Annotated in this window: 8 protein-coding genes; 5 read left to right on the top strand and 3 right to left on the bottom strand. The window is 54.5% G+C overall.

Annotation, left to right across the window (positions count from 1 at the left end; genetic code table 11):
* Nucleotides 1-41 precede the first annotated feature (41 nt).
* The 3 genes from HPY71_10840 to HPY71_10830 all read left to right on the top strand — a co-directional run bounded on the left by HPY71_10840 (nucleotide 42) and on the right by HPY71_10830 (nucleotide 4,007).
* Nucleotides 42-1,103 (top strand): bile acid:sodium symporter family protein, encoded by a 1,062-nt coding sequence (locus HPY71_10840; protein ID NPV54006.1) that lies wholly within the window; start codon nucleotides 42-44, stop codon nucleotides 1,101-1,103.
* A 92-nt stretch (nucleotides 1,104-1,195) separates the two neighbouring features.
* Nucleotides 1,196-2,203, top strand: coding sequence for a DUF362 domain-containing protein (locus HPY71_10835; GenBank protein ID NPV54005.1), 1,008 nt, complete (start codon nucleotides 1,196-1,198; stop codon nucleotides 2,201-2,203).
* An 88-nt stretch (nucleotides 2,204-2,291) separates the two neighbouring features.
* Nucleotides 2,292-4,007 (top strand): IS1634 family transposase, encoded by a 1,716-nt coding sequence (locus HPY71_10830; GenBank protein ID NPV54004.1) that lies wholly within the window; start codon nucleotides 2,292-2,294, stop codon nucleotides 4,005-4,007.
* Between the two features lie 236 nt (nucleotides 4,008-4,243).
* Here HPY71_10830 and HPY71_10825 read toward each other — a convergent pair whose 3' ends face one another.
* Nucleotides 4,244-4,924, bottom strand: a complete 681-nt coding sequence (locus HPY71_10825) for a Crp/Fnr family transcriptional regulator (protein NPV54003.1) — start codon at nucleotides 4,922-4,924, stop codon at nucleotides 4,244-4,246.
* Between the two features lie 245 nt (nucleotides 4,925-5,169).
* On the opposite strand from HPY71_10825, the gene HPY71_10820 reads away from it, so the two are divergent.
* Nucleotides 5,170-6,480: a glycosyltransferase family 4 protein gene (locus tag HPY71_10820; GenBank protein ID NPV54002.1), complete on the top strand. Its 1,311-nt coding sequence runs from the start codon at nucleotides 5,170-5,172 to the stop codon at nucleotides 6,478-6,480.
* A gap of 108 nt (nucleotides 6,481-6,588) precedes the next feature.
* Nucleotides 6,589-9,102, top strand: coding sequence for an NTP transferase domain-containing protein (locus HPY71_10815; protein ID NPV54001.1), 2,514 nt, complete (start codon nucleotides 6,589-6,591; stop codon nucleotides 9,100-9,102).
* 121 nt (nucleotides 9,103-9,223) lie between these two features.
* Here the strand turns inward: HPY71_10815 and HPY71_10810 are convergent, their stop codons facing one another.
* The gene (locus tag HPY71_10810; protein ID NPV54000.1) at nucleotides 9,224-10,822 is read right to left on the bottom strand and encodes a DUF1957 domain-containing protein; all 1,599 of its coding nucleotides are present in this window, start codon (nucleotides 10,820-10,822) and stop codon (nucleotides 9,224-9,226) included.
* A 120-nt stretch (nucleotides 10,823-10,942) separates the two neighbouring features.
* Nucleotides 10,943-11,929, bottom strand: a complete 987-nt coding sequence (locus tag HPY71_10805; protein ID NPV53999.1) for a DUF4912 domain-containing protein — start codon at nucleotides 11,927-11,929, stop codon at nucleotides 10,943-10,945.
* Nucleotides 11,930-12,041 lie beyond the last annotated feature (112 nt).

The raw sequence follows: 12,041 nt of genomic DNA, 5'->3' as shown, positions 1-12,041 counted from the left end.
TCACCTCGCCGGAGCTGATATCTACAGAAATGAAACCGGAAATGAAGCCGGAGATGAAACCGGGCCCGGCGTGCAAACCGTGGCCCGGTCCAGGAGGCCGCGACCGGATCCTGCAGCGCGGCCAGGTCGCCAGGAAGTTGAATGACTGGTTATCTTCAAATATCTTCTGGCTTATGATCGTGTGCGGTATCATCGGCATCGTTTTCAGGGAGCGGGCGGCGAAGATTGTAGGGCTTGTGCCGTTCTTCCTTGCCACGATGATGCTCGGGAGCGCCGTGAATTGCACCCTGTCAAGCTTCAAGGAGACCCTGCGGAAGCCTGTATACTTCGTGGCAACCGCCCTCATATTTTACCTGGTGATGCCTGGAGTCGGTTATGCCGTGGGGCGGTTATTCTATCCGGGCGAGCCACTTCTCGGGATTGGGCACATACTCCTGGCCATCCTGCCGAGCGCTATAACCTCAGGGGTGTGGATCAGCCTGTGTGCTGGTGAGCTTGCGCTGGGCGTAGCGCTGATGACCATGACGACATTCCTGAGTGTTGGAGCGCTTCCGGTTATATTGAGCCTCTTTACCGGTAGAATGGGCTCTTTTGATGCTACAGGCCTGATCCTCACCCTCGTGAAGGCGGTTGCCATCCCGGCGGCGCTTGGGATATTCCTAAACGAACGCTATGGGCCGCGCCTCGATCCAGCCCGTCCGCACCTGGGGATAGCCGTAAAGATCAGCATCTTTACGGTCATGGCCGTCAATGCCGCGGCTAACGTTCCCTATCTACGCAATCTGAAATCGACCGCGGTTTCCATTATCGTCGCCGTCCTGGTGCAGGCGCTGATTGCTTACGCCCTTGCCTACATTGTCTTCAAGATCGGCCTCAAGGCCAGGGATGGACAGGTAGTCGCCGGGCTTTTCGTGAACGGGATGAGGAACGATGGGGCCGGGATAGCCGTGGCGCTGGCGTATTTCCCCCCGCTCGTAGCCTTCCCCTCAGCGGTAAGCATCTTGCTGCAGCAGACCCTCGCGTCTCTAATAGCCTCTTTCATACTGGCACGGCAGAGAGCTCGCCCGCATGAGTTTCCCACCCCCAAAATGTTATCCAGTTAACAGTGCTAGCCTCCCACGCGTGTTATGATTTTTTTGTATACTCACCCAGGCTTCCAGGCCGGGAGCCAAGGATAAGGAGGCCGGATATATCAATGGGTCCAGCGAATTCCACTGTCTATTTCGCTTCTGCCGATGTCGATCGGCTTGAGGTTACATCATCCCTGCCAGCCAAATTCGAACGACTCCTTGCGCGGCTGTCCCTCGAAGATATCGTGAAGGACAAGAACGTCGCGCTGAAGATGCACCTCGGGAACAAGCTGGGGTACACCACGATCCACCCCCTGTTTGTCCGCATCCTGGTAAAGGCCCTGAAGGATGCCGGGGGTAACGTTTTTGTCACCGATAGCTTCTTCGCCATCGCCGGCGCCAAGGACCGGGGCTACACCGAAGAGGTCATAGGTGCCCCCATAGTTGCGGCCACGGGTATCTTTGACAAGTATTACTATACCAGGCCCGTGGATTTCCAGAGCTTGAAGGAGATACAGGTGGCGGGGCATATTCACGATGCCGACGCCTTTATCTGCTTTTCTCACGTGAAGGGCCACGGGGCGTGCGCTTACGGCGGGGCCTGCAAGAATATCGCGATGGGCTGTGTTACATCTAAGACGAGGTCGGATATCCACAGCCTTGAGGGAGGCCTTACATGGGATGCCGAAAAGTGCGAGCATTGCGAGATCTGTATACGTTCGTGCCGCTATGGTGCCAATAAATTCAACGAAAAAGGGGAATATGAGATTTTCTTCCACCACTGCACCTACTGCCAGCACTGTGCGAATTCATGCCCAACTGGAGCTATAACCATAGACAAGACTAAATTCAAGGATTTCCAGAGGGGCATGGCGATCTGCACAAGAGAGGTGCTCGATACGTTTGAGCCGGGCAGGATATTCTTTATTAACATGCTTACCAACATAACGCTCCTGTGCGACTGCTGGGGCTTCTCGACGAGGCCGCTCGTCCCGGACGTGGGGATCATGGCGTCGCCCGATATAGTCGCCATAGAAAAGGCGAGCCTAGACGCGATCAAGCGTACATTTCGCACCCCTCATGGGCGCGCGGTGACATTTTTTGAGGTCGCATGTAAAGATGAAACATTTTAGTGACAATTATACACTTATAGGGTTATCTGGTATATATTTACTTGTACTTTCCCCGCTTTTATGTACAATGGAGGCGGGGGTGTTTCCTATGGTCCCATCCTTGAAGATATTTCACGCTGGGCCCGCTCCTCTTATCTCGGCATTGTTCGATGCCCTTGGGATCAGTAAGACTCTGGATTCTGTCCTTGCCTGGGACGAGACTCAGTGTAAGCTGCCTCCATCTATACGTATTAAGGCTCTTGTGATAAACATCCTTGCCGGCAAAACGCCACTCTACAACGTTGAACGGTTCTTCAAGTTCCAGGATACGGAGAACCTCCTGGGCCAGGGCGTAACTTGTGAAGACCTAAATGATGATTGTCTTGCCAGGGCTTTGGATATGCTTGTTGAAGCTAACCCCAAGAAGGTTACCTCAACAATCATGCTAACCGCTCTTGCAATAGAGGACATCGTGCTGAACCGGATTCACGCCGACACAACCTCCATCTCGGTCTATGGCGAATACCAGCACGATGAGGAAGAAGAGGACTCTAGCCCCTTTATCCGCCTTCTCAGGGGACATAGCAAAGATCACCGTCCAGACCTTCTCCAGCTCAAGGTGGGGCTTGGAGTAACCCAGGATGGTATCCCTGTAATCGGCGAGCCTCTAAGTGGGAATGTGGACGACAAGACATGGAACAACGACTTCATCAAGACGATGGCCGCCCACTTGGACAAGGTTGACCTTACCAAGGTAATTTACGTGGCTGACTCAAGTGTGGTGACAAAAGATAACCTGGAGGAGATCGCCAAGCAGAGGCTTCTTGTGGTATCGCGATTCCCTGCGACCTTTACCCTCGAAGGCGAGCTTAAGGAACTGGCGTGGGAGAAGAACGAATGGATTGAGGTTGGAAAGCTGTGTAGCGCAAGGGATGGAGCGGCTTACAGAAAGGCGGCGTCATACAAGGTTCAAGCATTCACGAGGGAGCTCTATGGGCGCCTTTACAACTTTGTAGTAGTCTATTCAACAGCATTAGACAAGAGAAAGGTCAAAGCCCTGGATAGACGCATTGAAGAGCTCCATAAGGATCTAACCACAGCAGCCAAAGAGATACAGGCGAAGGAGTTTGCGTGTAAACCAGATGCCAGTGTGGCTTTAGAAGAGTTTCTGGCCAAGCATGCTAATGACTTCTACCCAATGTCAGCTGAAGTTATCGAAGAAACCCGGCCGAAGAAGCGTGCCAAAAAGGGACGGCCCAAGAAAGACGAAGTTGTGGAACTGGAAACGGTCTATAGGATTCGGCCAGTCATCGGGGCACTCAGCGAGTCTGCGGTAAAGCGGGCAAGGGAACGCAATAACTGCTTTGTGCTGATAACGAATGATTTGCTGATGGAGCCTCCCGATGTGTTACGGGAGTATAAGGAGCAGATAGGGGTAGAGACGTCGTTCAAGTTCCTGAAGGACCCGACATATCTTGATGCGATTTATCTGAAGAAGGAGAGCAGGATAGAGGCGCTGGCATATGTTCTACTCATGGCGCTCTTGATACACCGGATATTGCAACGAAGGGTACGGAAGGCCTTAGAAACTGAGGGTAGTCACATAGTGGTAGCTGGGGGAGTGAAGACTACGGCACCCACCGGGAACCGGATACTGGAGCTCCTGGCTCCGTATCAGGTATTATGTGCCAAGGAGGGAGATCGGGAGTACCGGGTAATTCAAGAGATCCCGAACGAAGAGCCGCTGGAAAGGATACTAAGGCTTGCAGGTTTTACTCAGGACATATACGTAGTCGTCCGTCCGAGCCCGTACCAGCGTGAGTGAAGAGATAAAAAATGATTCCGGGGAAAAACAAGAAACATCAGGGGTAAGGGTGCGAAATGTAGGATCAAGGCGGAAAAATTCATAGAAGGCAGTCTCCCGGCCGGGCGCACGCTCGGGGAAGGCAAGCACCTCTTTGAAAAGATCCACGCAAAGGATCCCTTCGTCCAGATCGCGCTCTTAAAGGACGAAGGGCTCGGGAACGATAGTTACGACCTGGTTGAGGTGGAATAGTTAAATTAGCGCGCCCAGTCGGCGAGGCGGGCCTGGTCTTTCAGGATGATCCTGTGATTTCTTATCGCGATGAGCTCATTATCCCTGAGATCCAGGAGGAGATTTGTCACGGTGGTCCGCGACAGGCTCACTATGTTTGCGATATCCTGATGGGTCAGATTCAGGTCGATGAGCGTCCCTCCCTGGCTGGGCCGCCCATATTCCGAGGAGAGCCTGAGCAGGGCGCTCGCGAGCCGGCCGCGCGCATCGCGAAAGGCTATATCGCTTACCTGGTTGGTCGACTTATAGAGCCGCCTGCTCAGGTTCTCTATGACCTTCACCGCAATGCCGGGGTTCTCTAGAAGGATGCGTTCGATATTTGAACGCGTAAAGACTAACGCACAGGAGTCCTCCACCGCCATGGCGCTCGCGGAATATGTCTCGCCGCTGAAGACGGCATCCTCCCCGAAGATGCTGTCGGGCGTCAGGAACGCCAGGATTAGCTCCTTGCCATCCCACGAGTTCTTGAACAGCTTTATCCTCCCGGATTTCAACACGAAGATGCGGCTCGCGCGGTCTCCCTCGTGAAAGAGGAACTCGTCCTTGCTGTAAGACCTGTTTTCGAGACAGGATGTTACCTGGGCAAACTGCGAGTCTGTAAGATCGCTGAAAAGATCGAGACTCCTTATGCATGCTAAATCTCCCACGATATACCCCTCCTATTGCTCCCCTGCCATCGCTATCCCGAGTCAGCGTGCAGGAATAGGATTCTGGCCATGCAGGTGGATGCCATGCGAGCGTGGTTGGACATAATTTTATGATAGCATAATTTGCCCTCCTTTTGCAGATCATAATTTTATCAATGCGCACTTCCAATTCAGATGCAGCGCTAGTTCGGGCGCAATTCCAAGGGGGCGGGCAGGCCCGGCGCTGGAGGGAGTTGTCCAATCTTATGAGGGTTTTGATGCTTTCGTGGGAATATCCGCCGCGCGTCGTGGGAGGGCTCGCCAGGCACGTGCAGCAGCTTTCGCGAGCCCTTGTCGTGGCGGGCATAGATGTCGAGGTCGTGACATGCGGGACCCACGGAGCGGCTGACGTGGAAGATGATAGGGGTGTTCGCATCCACCGCATCGCCATGAACAACCCCGCACCGCCTGATTTTTTAACGTGGGTAATGCAACTCAACCTTAACATGCTGGAGAAGGCCTACGAAAACATCGTGGCCGGAGGGCCGTATGATATAGTGCATGCCCATGACTGGCTGGTCGCATATGCTGCCAAGGCCCTAAAACACAGCCAGAGAGCTCCGCTCGTGGCAACCATCCACGCCACCGAATGGGGCCGGAACTGGGGGTTGCACAATGATCTTCAACGCTATATAAGCAATATTGAATGGTGGCTCTGTTTCGAGGCGTGGAGGGTTATCTGTTGCAGTGAATACATGCGCCGCGAGTTGCAGACTATCTTCCAGCTCCCGGGCGACAAGATACGAGTTTTACCTAATGGCGTTGACCCGGAGGAGTTCCAGATCAAGGCCGGCGATGATCTAGCAAGCTTCAGGAGGAATTACGCCGCCCCTGACGAGAAGCTCATATTCTTCGTCGGCCGCCTTGTCCATGAAAAGGGGGCTCACGTCCTCATTGAGGCCGTGCCTAAGATTCTTCATTATTGGGATAAGAGCAAGGTCGTCGTTGCCGGCAAGGGCCCGGCTGATGCTTACCTGAAGGATAGGGCACACAGCCTGGGTGTTTACAACCGCATCTATTTCACCGGCTACATCGACGATGACACCCGTAACAGGTTATACAAATGCGCCGATGTCGCGGTCGTGCCGAGCCTCTACGAGCCTTTTGGCATAACAGCGCTTGAGGCGATGGCTGCAGGCACGCCTGTAGTCGTATCTGATGTTGGCGGGCTCGGCGAGGTAGTGAGGCACGGGATAACCGGGTGGAAATCATATGCAGGGAACCCCAATTCCCTTGCAGATGGGATTCTCCATCTCATTCACAGGCCTGACCTTGCATCCAAACTGAAAGAGAACGCCTATAGGGAAGTGACTACACGGTATAATTGGTCCAGGATCGCAAACGATACGGCTAAACTCTATGAGGAAGTTGTCGGGAACTACCAGGAGAGCCCCTGGGGGAGGACCAGGCCGTGGCCCCAGGTATATGCTGAGCCGCCGCGGCTATTCAATAACCGCGGTGATGACCCCGTCCACCGGATGGCCGGAGCTCCACGGCGCTACGAGATTCCTCTCTAGTGACCCGGTAGACCCGGTAGCGACGGGGGAAGGAGGATAAGGAGGGCGGGGGAAGGAGAGATGGAAGATATGAAGACATCATGAAGACATAAGGTTGGTGAGCAGCCTTTGAAGGTCGTGATAATGGCCGGGGGCAAGGGGACTCGCCTTCGCCCTTTAACATGTAACAGGCCCAAACCCATGGTGCCGATCATAAACCGCCCGATCATGGAGCATATCGTCCGCCTTCTGGCGAGGAACGGCTTCACCGACATCATCGTAACCCTGTGTTACCTGCCCGAGATCATCCAGGATTACTTCGGCGACGGGGCCGCATGGGGCACGAATATGTCCTATGTTATCGAGGATGTCCCCCTTGGGACCGCTGGAAGCGTCAAGAACGTCGAAAGGCAGAGCCGCCTGGATGCGACGTTTCTCGTCATGAGCGGCGATGCCATGACTGATATAGACATCCGCGAGGCTATAGAATTTCATAAGGAGAAAGGCGCGATCGCAACTATCGTCCTCACCCGTGTCCTGACGCCCCTGGAATACGGGGTGGTTATTACGGATCCCGATGGCCGTATACGCAGATTCCTCGAAAAGCCCAGCTGGAGCGAGGTTTTTAGCGATACAGTCAACACGGGCATCTACATCCTCGAGCCGGATGTGCTGGAGCGCTTCGATGCAGGACAGGAATTCGACTTCAGCAAGAACCTCTTCCCCCTGCTCCTCAAGAGGGGTGACCCGCTTTTTGGCTATGTAGCCGGCGGTTATTGGTGCGACGTGGGGACGCTGGATCAATACCTGCAGACTCATTATGATATTCTCGCTGGCAGGGCCCGGGTGGATATGCCGGGAGCCGAGGTGAGGGAGGGGGTGTTTGTTGGGGAGGATGTCGATATTCACCCGAATGCCCATCTGGTGCCCCCTATCGTTATCGGGAACGGCACGCGGATCAAGAAGAACGCCTTAATAGAAGGGTTTACCGTGATCGGGAACCAGAACGTCATCAATGAGGAGGCATCCATAAAGAAGAGTATAATATGGGACAACACCTATCTGGGCAAGCAGACCGAGCTGCGTGGCGCGATTATATGCAGTCGCTCGAGCATCAAGTCCAAAAGCGCCATCTTCGAGGGCGCGGTCATCGGCGCCAACTGCTCGATAGGCGAGCGATCGATAATCAAGCCGAATGTAAAAATCTGGCCCGACAAGACCGTTGATGCCGGGACTATCATATCCGCGAGCCTGGTCTGGGGGGCGCGCTGGTCAAAGAGGCTCTTTGGCGCTTATGGCGTTTCGGGCCTTGTGAATGTGGAGGTGACGCCCGAGTTCGCGGCCAGGCTGGGCGCGGCATACGGGTCGTGCGTCAGCGGCGGCGCGCGGCCGGCCGCAATCGTGATAAGCTCGGATATCCACCGTGCATCGCGCATGATCAAGCGGGCCATAACCTCAGGCATCCTTTCATCAGGCGTTAGTGTCTACGACCTCGGGAGATTGACGACGCCTGTGACCCGGTATGCCGTGGCTACGCTGGGCGTCAAGGGTGGGATCCACGTGAGGCTCTCCTCGTACGATTCCAATATCGTCCTGGTTGAATTCCTCGACGAGAGGGGGATCAATGTAGATAAGGGGCTCGAGCGCAAGATCGAGAACGCATTCTTCAGCGAGGATTTTAAACGCGCCTGCGGGGAAGATGTGGGTGAAGTTGCATTCCTCCCGCGCGTGGCTGACCAGTACCTCGAAGGGCTCTTGAAATCCATAGACGCCGGGGCTATAAGCTCCAGGAGGTTCAAGATAGTGGCCAGCTATGACCCCGGCAACCTGGCGCTGGTTCTGCCTTCCCTCTTCGACAGGTTTGGTTGTGATGTGATCACGGCGAGCGCTGAAACTGGGCGGGCGGGGTATGGCTCTTCGGGCTCAGGGGATGGCCTGCGCTTCAACATCCTTGATATACTCCCGGCTGTAACCAGGCTTGTAATAGATCAGGGCGCTGATCTCGGGATAATTGTCGACAGCAATGCCGAGAAGCTGTTGCTCATAGATGACCAGGGTAATGCCGTTTCGGATGATGCATTTCTCGCGCTCCTGTCTCTTATAACCCTCGCCTCGGGCACAGCCTCCAAGGTCGCTGTGCCTGTCACCGCGCCACATGTGATCAGCGATATAGCCAGGCAGTATAACGGCACGGTCGTGTGGACGAAAGCCAATCCCCGGTCGGTCATGGAAAAGGTGATCGAGGAGAAGATCTTCATCGGCGAGAAGAGCCTGCCGCAGCTCCAGCCGGTATCGGATGCCCTTGTTGCCCTGGGGAAGATCCTGGAGTTCATGGCTCGCGAGGGGCTCAGGCTATCGGATCTCCTCCGCCGGGTGCCCCAGTTCTACGTGAGCAGGTGTTCGGTCGACTGCCCGTGGGAGGTTAAGGGGAGGGTTATGCGAACCCTGATCGAGGAGACCCAGCAGCAAGAGGTGGAGCTCATAGACGGCGTCAAGGTTTTTCACCAGACGGGCTGGGCTTTGATCCTGCCGGACTCTGACGAACCACTCTTTCATATCTACGCAGAGGCTTCAACGCCGCGGGATGCAGAGGCCCTCCGGGAGATATATGCGGCCAAGATAAATGAGCTTCGGCAGCATTAGCTTCAGTAGTATTGATCCAGAGTATTGATCCAACATCAACTATGCCTGGGCTGCCTGTGTCAATTTCATACCAGTATCCTTCCGTTATGCCTTCGCTGGTTATGCCTTGTGCCTGCGCCGATCATGCCTGTGCGGGCGTAGTGAAGTACACGCGGTAGTCGATATCGGGGAAGATATTATCCTTGTATTCTATATCACCCAGCCAGGCCTCGTCTATGGAGTTGCGCCTGATATTCTCGTAAAGCCTGGTAAACCTCCCGATGTGGTCTTTCGTGCGCTTGATCGCATACTGGGTCATCGTTCCCGTTTTCATTATAAACGCCCAGTCGCTGCTCTGGGCCAGCAACAGCTCCCGCGCGGCCTGGTTCAGGGCGCGCCTCAGCACTCCACCCGCACTGGGGTATGCCCTTGCGAGCTCTCTCATCCTCTCAGCAGCTTTATGCAGGTGCCGGTATATCCAGTCGTTGCTCCCCTCGAGCCATACCTCGTTATAGCCTTTGTAGCCCCAGCTCGAAAGCGAGGGCGTTGATACCTGGTTTCGCTTATAGATATTGAGGTAGTCGCCCGGGGTTATGAGCTTGATTATGTTCTGGTCATAGGCGATTTTTCGAATCAGGAAATTGAGCCATTCAGGCCCCTCGAACCACCAGTGACCGAAGAGCTCTGCATCATATGGGGCAACTACCACGGGTTTTCTATCCATCACGCTATACAGGTATTCAATCTGCCGCTCGCGGTTGAACATGAAGTTCCCTGCGTGGATGGCTGCCTTTTCTATGGCATTGCGGCGGATGTAGGGTTCTTTAGCGGGGGTTTTCCCCGTGACGCGGTAATACTTGATCCCTGTATTTATCCGTATCCCGCTCTTGTGTATGTATGGGCGGATATAGTCATATTCAAGGTCATAGCCTATATCCCGATAGAATTCTCTGTAGTCGTAATCCCCGGGGTAGCCCTCCCTCGCGCTCCATACCTGTTTGGATGATTCCATGTCACGCCCGAAGGCAGCCACACCCGAGGGGCAATATATGGGGGCGAAGACCCCGTACCGGGGTCGCGGGGAGGCGTTTAGAACCCCGTGTGCATCCGTAAAAAAGTAACGGATCCCTTCCTCTAGGAGGACGGCATCGTCACCTGGGTTGTAGCCGCATTCTGGAAGCCAGAATCCAACGGGTCTTCTCCCGAAGACCTTCTCATAGAGCTGGAGCGCCACCTTGATCTGTGCCCTCACGGCATCCCTGTAAAGCTCCATGAGCGGCAGGTAGCCGTGGGTCGCGGCCGACGTGATGATCTCGAGGCGTCCCGCATCCTGCAGCCTTTTAAAGCCCGCGAGGATATTGCGCCCATACTCATCCTCGAATAGGTGTCTCGCCTCGTAGAATCTGTCCCTGTACATCCGGGCATTTTCGTTGAATACCGGCTGCCACCTGGTTCTTTCAACCTCTTTTTCGCTCAGTTCGATTAATTTCCCGATGTGGCGGACATATCGCTCCTGCAGCAGGGGGTCATTGAGCATCGAGACAAGGGTTGGTGTAAATGATACTGTAAGCCGGAAGTCAACACCATCATCCATAAGGCCGTTTAATATCCTCAGGAGGGGGATATAGCTTTCCGTGATAGCTTCATAAAGCCAGGTTTCCTCGAGGAATTCATCATGCTCGGGGTGCCGGATATAGGGAAGATGCGCATGGAGAACAAGCGCCAGGTAGCCTTTTTCCACGATTTTCCCTCCAATGGCGTGCTAAGTTACATTAATCATGTTAACTATACTAACTATACTGATATACTAATATACTGACTTACGCTTTTATACTGCCTGGTTTTCGCTGAGTCTCAGGTTTCAGGTGGTCCTCCTGCTGATGGTCGTTGTGATCCGGCGGCGATCCTTGCCATCAGCGGATACGGCTTCTACGGGGATAACCTGCTCGCCCACGGGGAGTGCAAACCGCACCGTGAATGTCCCGTCGGGTCGCAGCTTTACAGGCATCCCCTGGATGGTCACAGATGCGTCCCGCTCGGTGGCGCCGTAGATTATGATCTCAACATCAGCTGTGAGCCAGAAACCCCTTTTATGCGGGTAGGCTATGCCCGGGCCCGGGCTGCTTATGGCGCCTGGACTGCTTATAAGGCCCAAAGCGCCGGAGCCTACTTCTTCGTACTCGCGTTGCATTTGAAGTTCCTGGCTCCGGACAAATTCGGGCGAGCTCGGTCCCCGCGGCGACGGCACCGGGTAGGCCCGTTCGATGGCCTCGAGCGTCATCCACTCCTCATCCACGATCTCCGAGACCCCATCCCTTGGCGTATGGACAGGGTTTGATCTGGTGATCAGGATGAAATCCCCTGTTTCGTTTTTGACACCCAGGTCCACACAGTAGCGCCGGTTGGGGCGTTCGACGTTTATATACCAGTTGTTTGCCACATTATTGATGGGGATTTCAAAGGAGTAGAGGGAGTTTGTACCATCGAAGTCTATATCCGTGATATCGTGGACCCTCAGGGTTCGCTGGGCCTCCTCCCAGGCGAGGGGGCCCAGCACCCCCTGGATATCCCGGATAGTCTCCTCTGATACCTCCCAGTAGGCATGCATCCAGTACGGGTCTCTAACCTGGAGAACCAGTTTGGTCTCGCCGTAACCGGCCGGGAGCTCATATTCCGCCTCCATCATAAACCTGGGATAAACCTCGCCACGCCCTGCGTCCTGGGCAAGATTTATCTCCCTAGTTTCAATTGTAGTTAGCTCCGCAACCTCAGCGGGAAGACAGATTTCCTCAACGTCCTTTTCCTGCTTTTCCTGGTTCTTCAGGTCTTCATCCAAACGGCCTGCCAAAACTGCTACCCCCTGTTGCCTGTTCCTGTTACATTCCTGTTACAGATCTATCGTAACTATTTTATCATAACCATGTCATATAACATGGCATGCCACATCAAGTCATAAGCCT

This window comes from Bacillota bacterium, assembly GCA_013178125.1.
Taxonomy (GTDB): Bacteria; Bacillota; SHA-98; order Ch115; family JABLXJ01; genus JABLXL01.
This window is presented reverse-complemented; position numbering and strand designations above follow the sequence as displayed.